This is a genomic window from Stenotrophomonas sp. S41, from assembly GCF_016624625.1.
Taxonomy (GTDB): Bacteria; Pseudomonadota; Gammaproteobacteria; order Xanthomonadales; family Xanthomonadaceae; genus Stenotrophomonas.
Map to the genome: position 1 here is coordinate 1 of NZ_JACVTV010000112.1, position 14,723 is coordinate 14,723.

Annotated in this window: 14 protein-coding genes and 4 tRNA genes; 12 read left to right on the plus strand and 6 right to left on the minus strand. The window is 67.5% G+C overall.

Going from position 1 to position 14,723, the window contains the following annotated elements:
* Window positions 1-186 precede the first annotated feature (186 nt).
* The 4 genes from ppk1 to IAE56_RS17845 form a co-directional block, all read right to left on the minus strand.
* On the minus strand, window positions 187-2,274 hold the full coding sequence (ppk1, locus tag IAE56_RS17830; protein WP_200753450.1) for a polyphosphate kinase 1: 2,088 nt from the start codon (window positions 2,272-2,274) through the stop codon (window positions 187-189).
* A gap of 4 nt (window positions 2,275-2,278) precedes the next feature.
* A complete protein-coding gene (gene phoR, locus IAE56_RS17835) occupies window positions 2,279-3,610 on the minus strand; it encodes a phosphate regulon sensor histidine kinase PhoR (RefSeq protein WP_200753451.1) in 1,332 nt (443 codons plus the stop codon).
* Between the two features lie 104 nt (window positions 3,611-3,714).
* Window positions 3,715-4,404: a phosphate regulon transcriptional regulator PhoB gene (phoB, locus tag IAE56_RS17840; protein WP_108767888.1), complete on the minus strand. Its 690-nt coding sequence runs from the start codon at window positions 4,402-4,404 to the stop codon at window positions 3,715-3,717.
* 116 nt (window positions 4,405-4,520) lie between these two features.
* The gene (locus IAE56_RS17845; RefSeq protein WP_200753452.1) at window positions 4,521-6,221 is read right to left on the minus strand and encodes a M48 family metalloprotease; all 1,701 of its coding nucleotides are present in this window, start codon (window positions 6,219-6,221) and stop codon (window positions 4,521-4,523) included.
* A gap of 88 nt (window positions 6,222-6,309) precedes the next feature.
* On the opposite strand from IAE56_RS17845, the gene grxC reads away from it, so the two are divergent.
* The 7 genes from grxC (at window position 6,310) to IAE56_RS17880 (ending at window position 11,368) form a co-directional block, all read left to right on the plus strand.
* Entirely contained in the window at window positions 6,310-6,600 is a 291-nt protein-coding gene (gene grxC, locus IAE56_RS17850) for a glutaredoxin 3 (RefSeq protein WP_200753453.1), read from the plus strand.
* Complete coding sequence (locus IAE56_RS17855) at window positions 6,597-6,989, plus strand: carboxymuconolactone decarboxylase family protein (protein WP_053519434.1); 393 nt, start codon at window positions 6,597-6,599, stop codon at window positions 6,987-6,989. Before grxC ends, IAE56_RS17855 begins: the two co-directional genes overlap by 4 nt.
* Window positions 6,990-7,245: 256 nt before the next feature.
* Window positions 7,246-8,250 carry an isocitrate dehydrogenase gene (locus IAE56_RS17860; RefSeq protein ID WP_108767891.1) on the plus strand — a complete coding sequence of 335 codons (1,005 nt, stop codon included), beginning with the start codon at window positions 7,246-7,248 and terminating at the stop codon, window positions 8,248-8,250.
* Window positions 8,251-8,340: 90 nt separating this feature from the next.
* Window positions 8,341-8,751 carry a hypothetical protein gene (locus IAE56_RS17865; protein WP_200753454.1) on the plus strand — a complete coding sequence of 137 codons (411 nt, stop codon included), beginning with the start codon at window positions 8,341-8,343 and terminating at the stop codon, window positions 8,749-8,751.
* A 132-nt stretch (window positions 8,752-8,883) separates the two neighbouring features.
* Window positions 8,884-9,627: a cysteine hydrolase gene (locus IAE56_RS17870; RefSeq protein ID WP_200753455.1), complete on the plus strand. Its 744-nt coding sequence runs from the start codon at window positions 8,884-8,886 to the stop codon at window positions 9,625-9,627.
* 52 nt (window positions 9,628-9,679) lie between these two features.
* Entirely contained in the window at window positions 9,680-10,588 is a 909-nt protein-coding gene (locus tag IAE56_RS17875) for a LysR family transcriptional regulator (protein ID WP_200753456.1), read from the plus strand.
* 30 nt (window positions 10,589-10,618) lie between these two features.
* Window positions 10,619-11,368, plus strand: a complete 750-nt coding sequence (locus tag IAE56_RS17880) for a sulfite exporter TauE/SafE family protein (protein WP_108767895.1) — start codon at window positions 10,619-10,621, stop codon at window positions 11,366-11,368.
* Window positions 11,369-11,371: 3 nt separating this feature from the next.
* Here the strand turns inward: IAE56_RS17880 and IAE56_RS17885 are convergent, their stop codons facing one another.
* Both IAE56_RS17885 and IAE56_RS17890 read right to left on the minus strand, forming a co-directional pair.
* A complete protein-coding gene (locus IAE56_RS17885) occupies window positions 11,372-11,992 on the minus strand; it encodes a flavin reductase family protein (RefSeq protein ID WP_200753457.1) in 621 nt (206 codons plus the stop codon).
* 134 nt (window positions 11,993-12,126) lie between these two features.
* On the minus strand, window positions 12,127-12,885 hold the full coding sequence (locus tag IAE56_RS17890; RefSeq protein WP_164073046.1) for a Bax inhibitor-1/YccA family protein: 759 nt from the start codon (window positions 12,883-12,885) through the stop codon (window positions 12,127-12,129).
* A 180-nt stretch (window positions 12,886-13,065) separates the two neighbouring features.
* Between IAE56_RS17890 and IAE56_RS17895 the strand changes: the two genes are divergently transcribed.
* The 5 genes from IAE56_RS17895 (at window position 13,066) to IAE56_RS17915 (ending at window position 14,534) form a co-directional block, all read left to right on the plus strand.
* Window positions 13,066-13,142 (plus strand) — tRNA-Pro (locus IAE56_RS17895).
* Window positions 13,143-13,179: 37 nt separating this feature from the next.
* Window positions 13,180-13,256: transfer RNA gene (locus tag IAE56_RS17900), tRNA-Arg, on the plus strand.
* Window positions 13,257-13,387: 131 nt separating this feature from the next.
* Window positions 13,388-14,116 (plus strand): hypothetical protein, encoded by a 729-nt coding sequence (locus tag IAE56_RS17905; protein ID WP_200753458.1) that lies wholly within the window; start codon window positions 13,388-13,390, stop codon window positions 14,114-14,116.
* Between the two features lie 186 nt (window positions 14,117-14,302).
* Window positions 14,303-14,379 (plus strand) — tRNA-His (locus IAE56_RS17910).
* A gap of 79 nt (window positions 14,380-14,458) precedes the next feature.
* A tRNA-Lys gene (locus tag IAE56_RS17915) sits at window positions 14,459-14,534 on the plus strand.
* Window positions 14,535-14,723: the final 189 nt, after the last annotated feature.

Consider the following 14,723-nt stretch of genomic DNA (forward strand, 5'->3'; position numbering starts at 1 on the left):
TACATTGGGCCCATTTGGGCGGGGGGGGCCCGCCGGTGGGGGGCCACGGGGTCGGATCCCGTTGCTGCGCAACGGGCTCTGACCCCGATGTTGCTGCATGGCCGCGTTGTGCCGACCAACGGTCGGCACCTACCGGATCAGAGACCCTGCAGTGTCCCGACCAACGGTCGGGACCCACCGGGAAGCTTACAGACCCTGCATCAACGCCATCTGCGCCGAATGCGGCGCTTCGTCGTGGGCCGGGGTGCGCTTGTGGTAGATGCCGTGGGCATCCAGTTCCCAGGCGTTGAGGTTGTCGTCCAGGTAGTTCTGCAGCACTTCGCGGTACACGCGCTTGGCCAGGTCCGGGTCGAGGATCGGGAAGCAGGTCTCCACGCGGCGCAGCAGGTTGCGTTCCAGCCAGTCGGCGCTGGCGCAGTACAGCTCCGGTGCGCCGTCGTTGCCGAACCAGTAGACGCGGCTGTGTTCCAGGAAGCGGCCGACGATCGAGCGCACGCGGATGTTGTCCGAGATGCCCGGCACGCCCGGGCGCAGGGTGCAGGCGCCGCGGATGATCAGGTCGATCTGCACGCCGGCCTGCGAGGCCGCGTACAGCGCGCGCACCACCTGCGGTTCGTTCAATGCGTTCATCTTGGCGATGATGCGCGCCGGGCGGCCGGCGGCGGCGATGCGCGTCTCGCGCTCGATGCGCGCCAGGATGCCGGTGTGCAGGGTGAAGGGCGACTGCAGCAGGCGCTTCAGCTTCATCTTCGAGGCCAGCCCGGACAGCTGCTGGAACAGCAGGTGCACGTCATTGCCGATGTCCGCATCGGCGGTGATCAGGCTGATGTCGGTGTACGCGCGGGCGGTACCGCTGTGGTAGTTGCCGGTGCCCAGGTGCACGTAGCGGCGCAGCTTGCGGCCTTCGCGGCGCACGATCAGCAGCATCTTGGCGTGGGTCTTGAAGCCGACCACGCCGTACACCACCTGCACGCCGGCTTCCTGCAGGCGATCGGCCAGGCCCAGGTTGGCTTCTTCGTCGAAGCGCGCGCGCAGCTCGACCACCACCGTCACGTCCTTGCCGTTGCGGGCGGCCTGGATCAGCGCATCGACGATCAGCGAATCCTTGCCGGTGCGGTACAGGGTCTGCTTGATCGCCAGCACGTTCGGGTCCACCGCGGCCTGCTTGATCAGGTCCAGCACGGCGGTGAAGGCATCGAACGGGTGGTGCAGCAGCAGGTCCTGGCGGCGGGCGATCTCGAAGATGCCGTCGCTGTCGCGCAAGGTGCGCGGATTCATCGGCGGGTACTTCAGGTCCGGCTGCGGCACGAGGTCATAGAGCTGGATGATGCGGTTGAGGTTGACCGGGCCATCGATCCGGTACACCGCGTTTTCGGTCAGGCCGAAGTTCTGCAGCAGGGTGCGCACGATGTCCTTCGGCGTGTCCTCGGCGATCTCCAGGCGCACCGCAGGGCGGTAGCCGCGGTCGACCAGTTCATCGCGCAGGGCCAGCGCCAGGTTCTCCACTTCTTCCTCGTCCACCACCAGCTCGGAATTGCGGGTGACGCGGAACTGGTAGGCACCCTGGACTTCCAGGCCCGGGAACAGCTCGTCGACGAAGGCCGACAGCACCGAGGACAGGAACACGAAGTTCTGCCCGCCGCCCAGGCTTTCCGGCAGCTGGATGATGCGCGGCAGCGAACGCGGTGCGCGCACGATGGCCAGGTGGCCGGCGCGGCCGAACGCATCGGTGCCCTTCAGCACGACGACGATGTTCAGCGACTTGTTGAGGATCTTCGGGAACGGGTGCACCGGGTCCAGGCCCAGCGGCGACAGCACCGGCATGATCTCGTTGCGGAAGTACGCGCGCAGCCAGCGCTTCTGCCGGTGGTTCCAGGAGTGGCGGCCGAGCACGCCGATGCCGGCCTCGGCCAGCGCCGGGCGCAGCGTCTCGTTCCAGCAGCGGTACTGCTGGTCCACCAGTTCCGCCGCGCGGTCATGGATGGCATTGAGGATGGTCTGCGGGCTCATGCCGTCCGGGGCCGGCGGCAGGCCGAATTCCTGCGCGTGGCGCACGGCCGCGGCGCGGATCTCGAAGAACTCGTCCAGGTTGGTGCAGGAGATGCACATGAAGCGCAGGCGCTCCAGCAGCGGCACCTGCGGGTCCATCGCCTGCGCCAGCACGCGGAAGTTGAAATCCAGCTGGGACAGTTCGCGGTTGATGTAGAGCGCCGGGTCACGCAGTGGATCGTTGTCCGGGCTCACGGGGAGGGGGAGGGATCCAAGGCTGCTCATGGCTTCATTCTTCGATGGAGGTCAGGGGGGCGGACTCGCGCGGGCGCACGTGGTCGGCATCGAAATGGCAGGAGAACACCGAGCCCTTGCCCACTTCGCTTTCGATCTCCAGCCGTGCGTGGTGCAGGCCGAGGATGTGCTTGACGATGGACAGGCCCAGGCCGGTGCCACCGCTCTCGCGCGAGCGGCTGCTGGACACGCGGTAGAAACGTTCGGTCAGGCGCGGCAGGTGGGTGGCGGGGATGCCGTAGCCGCTGTCACGCACGGCCAGCACGGCGCCATCGCCCTCGCGGCGGAACTCCACCGCGATGCGGCCATCGGCCGGGGTGTAGCGCACGGCGTTGGTGACCAGGTTGGAGAACGCGCTGTGCAGTTCCTTGGTCGAGCCCAGCAGGTCCACGCCGGCCAGGTCGTCGATGCTGATCTGGTGGCGGCCCTGGCTGTGCGCCTCGGCTTCGCGGCGCAGGGTAGCCAGCATCGGCTGCATGGCCACGGTCTCCGCTTCGCTGTGTTCCTGCGATTCCAGCCGCGACAGGGTCAGCAGGTCTTCCACCAGCTGGGCCATGCGCTGGCTCTGCTTGCGCATTTCTTCCAGCATCGGGCCGGTGCCGGGGAAGTCTTCCGGATCCATCATGTCCAGGTAGCCGTGCACCACGGTCAGCGGGGTGCGCAGTTCGTGCGACACGTTGGCGACGAAGTCGCGGCGCACCTGTTCCAGGCGCAGCAGCTTGCTGACGTCGCGGGCGATCAGCAGCCAGTAATCGTTGGAATAGGGGATCAGGCGCAGGTTCAGGCGGATCGCGGGGTCCACCGGCGAGGGCGCGTCAAGGATCGGTTCGGCATTGCGGCCGCCGGCCAGCCAATGCGCCAGTGGCATCGGCTGCAGGCGTTCGACCAGCGCTTCGCCGAGGTCACCGGGGTGGTGCAGGCCGAGCAGGGCGGTGGCCGCTTCGTTGAACCACTGCACGCGCTGGCTGTTGCGGTCCAGCACCACCACTGCATCGGGCAGGGCGGCAGCGGCGGCGCGGTAGCTGCGCAGCATGTCCAGCAGGCGGCGCTTGCGCACGCGCATTTCCACCTGGTTGCGGTACAGCAGGCGGTCCAGCTCGTTCCACACGCCGGTACCTTCCTCGGCGGTTTCCCAGCGCTGGCGCGCGGTCAGCCGGCGCAGCACGCTGCGCAGACGCCAGTAATGCCAGGTCAGCGTGGCCAGTGCGGCCAGCGCGATGCACAGCCACAGATGCCCACTGAACCACCCGACCACGCCGGCCAGCACCAATACCGCTGCCACGGAGGCCAGCGTCTTAAACCAGGCGGAGCGGATGTGGCGGGGCATTGCGGTCTCGTCGTTGGAGGCGGCGGTTCACGCGGTGAACCGAGGGTTATAGCAGAGTTGCCGACACCGGCACCCGCGGGTGCGCGGTGCCGGCACGACGAGGCTCAGGTCGCGTTGGAGAAGCGGTAACCAGCGCCGCGCACGGTCTGCACCATGTTCTCGGCGTTGAACGGTTCCAGCGTCTTGCGCAGGCGGCGGATGTGCACGTCGATGGTGCGTTCTTCCACGTACACGCTGCCGCCCCACACATGGTCCAGCAGCTGGGCGCGGGTGTAGACGCGCTCGGGGTGGGTCATGAAGAAGTGCAGCAGGCGGTATTCGGTCGGGCCGATCGGCACCGGCTGTTCGTTGGCGAACACGCGGTGGGCGGCGCCGTCGATGCGGATCGGGCCGACGGCCACGCTGCCGTCTTCGTCGTCGTCACGGGCGCGGCGCATGACCGCGCGGATGCGGGCCAGCAGTTCGCGGGCCGAGAACGGCTTGACCACGTAGTCGTCGACACCGGCTTCGAGGCCGCCGACGCGATCATTCTCTTCGCCGCGCGCGGTCAGCATGATGATCGGCACTTCGCGGGTCAGGGTTTCCTTGCGCCAGCGCCGGGCCAGGTCCAGGCCACTGGTGCCGGGCAGCATCCAGTCCAGCAGGATCAGGTCGGGGACGCGGTCGGCGATCGCGGTCTGGGCCTCGCGGGCATCGCCGGCGTGGACGGGTTCGTAATCGCCCTTGCGGAGGGCGAAGGCGACCATTTCGCGGATCGCGGGCTCGTCATCGACGATCAGGATGCGTTTCTGCACGAGGACACCGTAGGGCTCGGTTACTGGAGTGGTGCCAGTAGACTACGGTTTGATGACATGTTTGTGACTACCTGGCCGGGATCGGCGCCGATTGCCATCCCCCGGTCATGCGGCGCTCAGCGCCGGTCCAGCTCCGGGTCCTGCACGCCCTGGCGGCGCAGTTCCAGCACGGTGGGGGTGATGGTCTCGATGCGCGCATCCACCCGCGCGCGGCCGACATAGTCCAGCTCGGGATTGCGCTTGAGCGCCTGCAGCTGCATCAGCGCCTGCTCCGGGCGACCGCCGAGGAAGGCCGCCTCGGCATAGGCCTCGCTGGCCCGCACGCTGTCCCCGGCCAGCTCGCTGGCACGGGCGTAGCGCTGCTGGAAAACCGGATCGTTACCGCTTTGCGACAGCAAGGGGCGCAGCATCGCCTGGGCGCGCTGGCCGGCCTCGCGTCCGCCCTGTTCATTCAGGATTTCGGCGTAGGTCAGTGCCACCGGACGGCTGTTGGGGTGTTCGCGCAGCAGCTGTTCGAAGCGGGCGTTGGCCTGGACCGGCTGGCCGGCACGGGATTCCGCCTCGCCCAGGGCCAGGGCCACGAACAGGCTGTCCGGATGGGTCTGCAGCAGGCTGGCCAGGGCCTGCCGGGCCTGGTTGGCGCCGGCGCGGCCGCCGCGCATGGCGGCCAGGGCCTGGCCATAGCGCTGGGCATCGGTCAGGCCGTCCTTCTGGCGCCGGGCCAGGTCGGCGTACTCGCGTTCCAGCTCCGGCGTGGTGTCGGCGCTGAGCACCCGCAGGCGCTCGCGGGCCCAGTCGAAGTCGCCACTCGCGCCCCGGCTGAGCTGGCCGATCGGCAGGCGCAGCACGCTGCTGGGCAGCAGCGGGTTGCTGCCGCGCAGCAGCGGCTCGCCCAGGCTGGGGTCGGCCGGGTTGACCCGCTCCTTGCGCTCGCCGCTGGGGGTGCTGGTGGTCAGCAGCACCGTGTCCTTCTTCATCTGCTGGGCGCGGGCCTTGGCCTCGCTGATACGGGTGGTGTTGACGGGGTGGGTCTGCAGGAAGTCCGGGGCCTGGTAACCGCCGTCGTTGCCGCGCATGGCGGCCGACATCCGCTCGAAGAAGCCGGCCATGGCGTCCACGTCGTAGCCGCTGCGCGACAGAGTGCGGATGCCCAGGCGGTCGGCCTCGGATTCGTTGGACCGGGTGTAGTTGATCTGCCGCTGCTGCATCAGGCCCATGCCGGAGCTGATCGCGGCCATGGTCGCGTTGCCGGAGGACGAGCTGTTGCTGGCCTGGGCGGCCACCACTGCCGCCAGCATGCCCAGCAGGATCGGGATCTGGTCGCGCTGGGCCCGCTCGACCCCGCGCAGCACGTGCTGCTGGGTGACGTGGGCGATTTCATGGGACAGCACCGCCGCCACCTCGTCCTCGCGCTCGGCCGTCAGCACCAGGCCGGCGTTGACCCCGATGTAGCCGCCGAGGGTGGCGAAGGCGTTGATCTGGCGGTCCTTCATCACGAAGAACGTGTAGGACTGGCGCGGCTGGTCGCTGTTGGAGCCCAGCCGGGTGCCCATGGTCTGCAGCCAGTCGTTGACCAGCGGGTCGTCCAGCAGGTACCCGTAGTTGCGCAGCTCGCGCAGCATCATCGCGCCGTACTCGGCCTGCCGGGCCGGGGTCAGCAGTTCGCCGGCCGACGACCCGATGTCCGGCAGCTTCTCCTGGGCCTGGGCCAGCGGCATGGCCAGGGCCAGGGTGACGGCGGTAGTCAGCAGCAGGGCTCGCAAGCGGGAGGTCCTCGGGCGGGGCGCGCCAAGCGTGGCAGGGCAGGGGGCAACCATTCGTTAATCCACAGTGTTGCGGTCGTGGCGTGGAAATTCCAGCACACCGGTACCATATATGGACCGTCGATCCATCGTGGAGTTTCCCGTGACAGACCAGCCCGCTGGCGCCTCGCCCGCCATCACCATCTATTCCACCGCCGTCTGCCCGTACTGCGTGGCGGCCAAGAACTTCCTCAAGAGCAAGGGCCAGCAGTGGACCGAGGTCCGCATCGACCTGGACCCGGTCGAGCGCGAGAAGATGATGTCCCTGACCCGCCGCACCAGCGTGCCGCAGATCTTCGTCGGTGACGTCCATGTCGGCGGCTACGACGACATGATGGCCCTGCATCGCGAAGGCAGGCTCGAGCCGCTGCTGGCCGGGCAGGGCCAGGCATGAGCGCGGCCGACGACGGCAGCAAGGACCGCATCGCCGAATTCACCGCGTTCCGCAAGCGCATGAACGAACGCATCCTGGGTGAGCCGAACCAGGTGGTGCGGCGCTTCTTCGCGCTGGACACGCAGACCTACCAGGCCGGCGCGCTGGACGTGAAGACCAAGGAGCTGCTGGGCCTGGTGGCCTCGATGGTGCTGCGCTGCGACGACTGCATCAGCTACCACGTGGCCCAGTGCAAGGAAGCCGGGGTGACCCGTGAAGAGTTCTTCGAGACCTTCTCGGTCGGCCTGGTGGTCGGCGGCTCGATCGTGATCCCGCACCTGCGCCGCGCGGTCGACTTCCTCGACCAGCTCGAAGGCGGCGCCGCCGCCCCGGAAGCGCACGAGCACTGAGGTAGCGCCGGCCGCTGGCCGGCATTGCCTGAACCCCGGATGGCCGAGGTTGCCGGCCAGCGGCCGGCACTACCGGGTTTTTCCGCGATCCAGCCGCCAATGCGCGCGGGCACACTGCCTGAGCCGGGGAGTGGGACCATGGTCTATTTGGGACCTCGGCCCCGGCTCAGGCATAATTGCGGGTGAAACTTCCTTAGCGCCGGCGTTTCCGGGCACGTCCGGACGGCGTATTCCCCCCTGTTCGGAACATCGATCAATGACGCAGAAAATTACGGTCATCCGCGGCGACGGCATCGGCCCGGAAATCATGGACGCTACCCTGTTCGTCCTCGACCAGCTCAACGCTGGCCTGGAGTACGAAGATGCGGACGCCGGCCTGGTGGCCCTGGAAAAGCACGGCGACCTGATGCCGGCGGTGACCCTGGAATCGATCGCGCGCAACAAGGTCGCGCTGAAGAGCCCGCTGACCACCCCGGTCGGTGGTGGCTTCACCTCGATCAACGTCAGCCTGCGCCGCCACTTCGACCTGTACGCCAACGTGCGTCCGGCCCACACCTTCCCGAACACCAAGTCGCGTTTCAACAACGTCGACCTGATCACCGTTCGTGAGAACACCGAAGGTGCGTACCTGGCCGAAGGCCAGGAAGTCTCGGCTGACGGCGAGACCGCCTTCTCCGGTACCCGCATCACCCGCAAGGGCTCCGAGCGCATCGTGCGCTACGCCTTCGAGCTGGCCCGCAGCGTCGGCCGCAAGAAGGTCACCGCCGTGCACAAGGCCAACATCATCAAGTCGACCTCGGGCCTGTTCCTGAACGTCGCCCGTGAAGTGGCCGCGCAGTACCCGGACATCGAGTTCCAGGAAATGATCGTCGACAACTGCTGCATGCAGCTGGTGATGCGTCCGGAACAGTTCGACGTGATCGTGACCACCAACCTGTTCGGCGACATCATCTCCGACCTGTGCGCCGGCCTCGTCGGCGGCCTGGGCCTGGCCCCGGGTGCCAACATCGGCAAGGACGCGGCGATCTTCGAAGCCGTGCACGGCACCGCGCCGGACATCGCCGGCCAGGGCAAGGCCAACCCGTGCGCGCTGCTGCTGGCAGCTGCACAGATGCTGGACCACGTCGGCCAGCCGGAAAACGCCGAGCGCCTGCGCAAGGCCATCGTGGCCACCATGGAAGCCAAGGATTCGCTGACCGGCGACCTCGGCGGCACCGGTACCACCATGAGCTTCGCCCAGGCCATCGCCAGCCGCCTGTAAGCGGCCAGCGTGCAGCGTTGAAGACGGGCCGTCCTTGTACGGCCCGTCTGCGTTTTCAGCTGCGGTGTTTCACCAACAGGATGTTTCCAGATGCCTGAGGCGGCTGTGTGGGTCGTGGCGGCCGTTGCCGTCTATGCCATTGGCGTGGCCATCTACGCCACCTTCTACTGGCCGTGGTCGCGGGCCCAGCGTGCGCTGCGCCAGCTGCGGAAGCGCGGGGTGCCCCTCCGCAGCCTGCGGGAGAGCGAGGCGCGTAGCCTGCTGTTGATCGAATTTCCGGCAGGGTTGCCGGTGTATCTGCTCGAGGGCACCCGCGCGGCGTTCGTAGTCAGGGGCAAGTTCTCTCCTGCCCAGCATGTGCAGACGCTGGCGGGCGTGCCGGTGAAGTACCCGGCAGGCCTTGAACGTGCCGTGCGCGCGGGCAGCAATACTGCCGAAGTGGTGCTGGGGCGCGACCACGCGATGGTCGTGCGGCTCAATGGGGTCAAGCTGTCCTCGTAGCGTCGAGCCATGCTCGACTACGCAGGAACAATCTGTGCGTGAATCGCACAGATCATGTGCCGCTAAGCCGCTGGTTCGTGCGCCGTCCGCTCCGCATCCTGTGCCCACTTCCCACCGCACAGGAGTCGCCCCATGAACCTTTCCGCCTTCGGCCTGGCCAGCCTGATCGGCATGGCCGCCGCCGCGCCGGTCGCCGCTGCCGAGCCGGCCCATCCCACCATCCGCCACATGGCCGGTGCACCGTCGGTCACCGCGCTGGACGCCGCGAAGACCGCCGTGCTGGTCATCGATTTCCAGAACGAATACTTCGACGCCAGCGCTGCGCCGGGCTTCGCCGGTGGCCGCATGGTCATTCCCGATGGCGTGGCCGCGCTGCGCCAGGCCAAGCGCGTGGTGCAGTTCGCCGATGCCAACGGCATCCGCGTGATCCACGTGCAGCACCTGCTGCCGGCCGGCGCGCCGCTGTTCGCGCAGGGCAGCGTCAATGCCGCCTTCCATCGCGACCTGCAGCCGCGCCAGGGCGAGACGGTGGTGCAGAAGGACAACGTCAGCGTGTTCGCCGGTGCTTCGGCCGCGGTGCTGGACAAGGTGTTGAAGGAGGCTGGCATCGACACCCTGCTGGTCACCGGCCTGCAGACTCATGCCTGCGTGGTCGGTGCTGCCCGCGATGCGGCCGCCGCACCGCGCGGCTACCGCGTGATCGTGGCCGGTGATGCCACCGCCAGCCGCGATCTGGACCTGGCCGGCGGCCAGCGCATCGGTCACCGCGCGCTGCACGAAGCTTCGCTGGCGCAGATCGAAGATGCCTTCGGTGAAGTGATCAGCACCGAGGCGATGCTGGCGCTGCCGGTGCGCAAGGCCGGCGACGGCGCTTGATAAGCTGGCGGGGCCCGCAGATCGCGGGCTCCGCTTCCGGGAGCTGCCTTCGATGGATCACTTCGCCGCCCTGCGCGCGCTGCGCGCCATCGTCGAAGCGGGCAGTTTCACCGCCGCCGCCGAGCGCCTGGGCACCACCCATTCGGCGATGTCGCGGCAGCTGCGGCAACTGGAAGAACACCTGCAGGTGCGCCTGCTCGACCGCAACAGCCGGCGCCTGTCGCTGACCGAGGCCGGGCGCGATTACTACCGCGAGGCCGTGGCCCTGCTGGATCGCCTGGAGGCTGCCGATGACCGCGCACGCGCCGGCCAGGCCCAGCCGAGCGGGCGCCTGCGCATCAGCGTGCCGCAGGTCGTGGCCAGCCAGGAACTGCCGCACTGGCTGCCCGGTTTCCTGGCCCGCTACCCGCAGGTTTCGCTGGACCTGTCGGCCGACGATCAGCTGGTCGATGTCGTCGGTGGCGGCTTCGATCTGGCCCTGCGCATCGCGCCGTCCCTGCCGGACAGCCAGCTGGTGGCGCGTGAGCTGGCCAGCTGCCCGCGCATCCTGGTGGCCGCCCCCGCGTATCTGGCCCGGCACGGCCTGCCGCGGCAGGCCACCGACCTGCAGCAGCACACGCTGCTGGGCTTCAGCCCGACCGGGGGCGCTGCGCCGTGGCAGCTGCAGGGGCCGCGTGGCGCCGCCGCCAGCATCGAGGCCGGCCAGCGCCTGCGCGTGGATGCCACGCCGGCGCTGCATGCGGCGGTGATGGCGGGCATGGGCATCAGTCTGTTCACGGCGTTGACCGTGCAGGAGGATCTGCGCAGTGGTCGCCTGATCCGCGTGCTGCCGGCCTGGAATGCCGGCCAGCGCCGTTACTTCGCGCTGTATCCGCACGCGCGTGCCCTGGCGCCGAAGGTGCGCGCGCTGGTCGATCACCTGGCCACGCACTACGCTGGGTGGACGGGCGGGGCAGGCTAGCCACGCCACGCCAAGGCAGCGAGGAGCGTGATGGATCCGGTATATCTGCTGGTAGCGGTCGGTGCGATCGTCGCCGGCTTCGTGCAGGGGCTTTCCGGGTTCGCCTTCGGCATGGTGGCGATGTCCTTCTGGGCCTGGGGGCTGGACCCGCGGCTGGCCGCTGCACTGTCGGTGTTCGGTGCGCTGACCGGCCAGCTGCTGGCGGTGTTCACCGTGCGCCGCGGCTTCAACCTTCGCCTGCTGCTGCCGTTCGTGCTGGGTGGCCTGGCCGGCATTCCGCTGGGCGTGCTGGTGCTGCCGCAGCTGGACATGGCCTGGTTCAAGGCCTTGCTGGGTGGGTTTCTGGCGGTGTGGTGCCCGGTGATGCTGATGGTGCGCAGGCTGCCGCCGATCACGGTGGGCGGCCGCATCGGCGACGCCGTGGCCGGCATGGCCGGCGGCGTGCTCAGTGGCATAGGCGGCTTCGCAGGGCCGGTGCCGACGCTGTGGAGCACGCTGCGCGGCTTCGCCAAGGACGAGCAGCGTGCGGTCATCCAGAACTTCAACTTGGCCATGCTGGCGGTGACCATGGCCACCTATGTCGGCAACGGCATGATCACCCGGCAGATGCTGCCGTACTTCGCCATCGTGGCCCCGGCCATGCTGGTGCCGACCCTGCTGGGCGCGCGCCTGTACATCGGCATCAGTGAAGCGCGCTTCCGGCAGATCGTGCTGGGCCTGTTGACCGCCTCCGGCATCGCCCTGCTGTGCTCGGCGCTGCCGGTGCTGCTGTCGCGTTGAGGCTCAGGCCGGGCGGAACATGCGGAAGCGCTGTTCGGCGCTGACCCGGAAGTAATCGGCCGGGCCGCCTCCGCGCAGGATCGGGTCGGCCGCAGCGGTGTCGTAAATGCCATCGACCAGCAGCCGCGCATCGATATGCACCGCCACCACTTCGCCCAGCACCAGCCAGCCGTTGGTGTCCTGGCCGGCGGCATCGCGCAGGCGCACGATCTGGGTGCAGCGGCATTCCATGCTGACCGGACTCTGCGCCACGCGCGGCGGCCGCACCTGGGTGGACGCCAGCGGCGTCAGCCCGGCCAGGCTGAACTCATCGACCTCCGACGCGACCGCGCGGCAGCTTTCGTTCATCGCCTCGGCCAGGTCGAACGTGGCCAGGTTCCAGACGAATTCGCCGGTAGCCTCGATGTTGTGCAGCGAGTCCTTCCGCCCCTGGCTGGAGAAGCCGATGATCGGCGGGGTGTAGTTGAAGGCGTTGAAGAAGCTGTACGGCGCCAGGTTCAGGGCGCCGTCGGCGGCGCAGCTGGAGATCCAGCCGATCGGGCGCGGCCCGATGATGGCGTTGAACGGGTCGTGCGGCAGGCGGTGGCCGTCGGCGGGACGGTAGCTGTGGAAGGTGTCGGGCATGGCGTGGGGGTTCCGTAGTGTCGAGCTTGCTCGACTGGGTTGTCGCCCGATTATCTGGCAAGGGGGGTGCTGCAACCCACAAAAAAGCCGCGACCCTCGCGGATCGCGGCTTGTCGTTTTCAGCTTGATCGGGCTCAGCGCTGCTGGATCTTCGACAGCAGGCGCAGGAACTCCACGTACAGCCAGACCAGGGTCACCATCAGGCCGAATGCGCCATACCACTCCATGTACTTCGGCGCGCGCTGGGCCACGCCGGTTTCGATGAAGTCGAAATCCAGCACCAGGTTCAGCGCGGCCACCACCACCACGAACAGGCTGAAGGCGATGCCCAGCCAACTGGCGTCATGGATCACCGGCACGTTGATGTTGAAGAAGCCCAGCACGAACGAGGCCAGGTAGAGCAGGGCGATGCCACCGGTGGCGGCGACCACGCCCAGCTTGAAGTTCTCGGTGGCCTTGATCAGGCCGCTGCGGTAGGCGAACAGCAGGGCGAACAGGGTGCCGAAGGTCAGCAGCACCGCCTGGAACACGATGCCCGGGAACTTCATGTTGAACACGGCCGAGATGGCGCCCAGGAACAGGCCTTCCACCAGCGCGTACATCGGCGCGGTGACCGGCGACCATTCCTTCTTGAAGATGGTGATCAGCGCCAGCACCAGGCCGCCGATCGCGCCGCCCATGGCGTACAGCTTGGCGCTGGCCATCACCTGGCCGTAGTCGTTGATCGACTGGTTCCAGGCGAAGGCGGCGGTCAGCACGGTCAGCAGCAACAGGATGCCGGTCTTGTTGACGGTGCCGTTGAGGGTCATCGCCTGGTCGGGGTGGGTCACCACCGAGCCGCTGGCCAGGTCGAGGAAAGTCGACTCGGAAAGAGCCGGGTTGCCGCTGCGCATGCGAAATCTCCGTGCGAAAGAGGTGGATACGGCCATCCGGCCGATTGCAGCGAGCATAGCCGATGGCTGCCTACGGTGGTGTGGCAGGGCCGCGCCGGCGGGCCCGCCGCGTTGACAGGCTGCGCTGCGCTTGTTCACAATGGCCAGCTCCCCGGGCCCTGCCCGAGGGGATTGAAACACCGGGGTATAGCGCAGTCTGGTAGCGCGCCTGCTTTGGGAGCAGGATGTCGGGGGTTCGAATCCCTCTACCCCGACCAATCCCACTACGTCGGATTGGACGCCGTTCCGGTTCGGGCGCCCGTAGCTCAACTGGATAGAGCACCGGCCTTCTAAGCCGGCGGTTACAGGTTCGATTCCTGTCGGGCGCGCCATTGCAGGGGAGCTTCCCTGACTTCCGCCGCATGCCGCCCCTCACGCCCACCCTTTACAGTCATTGTTCGGACAAGGTCGTCCGGGGCAGCGCGTTGTCCGCTATTCCTGCCCCATCAAAGGAGTGAGACGCATGACGGAGCAGGCAGTCCAGGACAAGGACCTCGTTGCGGAAGTACAGCGCCTGCGCGCCAGCCAGCGGCGGCTTTCGCTGTATTGCGGCGGTGTCACCCTGCTCGCGCTGGCCGGTCTGCTGATGGGCGCCAGTGCCCATCGCGATGCATCGTTCGATGTCATCGACGCGCAGCGCATCAACATCCGCGAGCCCGACGGCACCCTGCGCCTGGTCGTGTCCAACCGCTCGCGTTTCCCGGGTGGCTTCATGAAGGGCGAGGAGATCACCGCACACAAGCGGCCCATGGCCGGCATGCTGTTCCTGAATGACGAGGGCACCGAGAACGGTGGCCTGATCTTCAATGGCGCGCTGGGCAAGGATGGGCGCCCGGACAGCGGGATGAGCCTCACCTTTGATCGGTACCAGCAGGACCAGCAGCTGCAGTTGCTGGGTCTGGATGGCCCTGACGGCAATATCGCAGGCTTGATGTTCAATGACGTGGCCGATGGCCTGAAGCGCCCGATCTTCTCGGCGGACGATGAGCGCCTGGCCAAGGCGGGCGAAGAGGCGATCACCCGTCGCGTGTTCCTCGGCAGGTCCGATGCGCGCAACGCGATGCTGCAGTTGCTGGATGCCAAGGGCAATCCGCGCCTGCAGTTGCAGGTCACGCCGAAGGGCGAGGCAACGCTGGCGTTCCTGGATGAAGCAGGCGAAACGACCCGGGTCATCTCGGCCAGCGATCCCTGAGTGGTGGGTGCTGTCGGCCCTTGGCAGGCCCCTGCACATCAATGTGAAGAAGTGCTTGCAATTCCCGCGCGACTCCCGGAAAATGCCGGACTCGCTTCGGGGGACGGAACTTCTGCTTCCGCCCATCCAAGGCAACGCATCAGGCTCCAGCGCTAGAACATCGGCGATGAAGCAAACGTTTCAGTGGTGGCTGTAGCTCAGTTGGTTAGAGTACCGGATTGTGATTCCGGTGGTCGGGGGTTCGAATCCCCTCAGCCACCCCACTGTTTCAACCGCATCGGCAACGCCGACACGGTATTGCAATAAACAGAATGCACGCTACAATGTGCGTCTGAGTTTCACGGGCTGTTAGCTCAGTTGGTAGAGCAGTTGACTCTTAATCAATAGGTCCAAGGTTCGAATCCTTGACAGCCCACCAAGACGGAAGCCACCTGGTATGCCAGGTGGCTTTTTTCTTCAGCTAGTGCGGTACCCGGAGCAGCGCGGACGTCGACGATAGTTGAACGAAGTGCTTGCATCCCCCAGGCGGATGGGGTCATAATTCGCGCCCCGATTTCGGGCTGTTAGCTCAGTTGGTAGAGCAGTTGACTCTTAATCAATAGGTCCA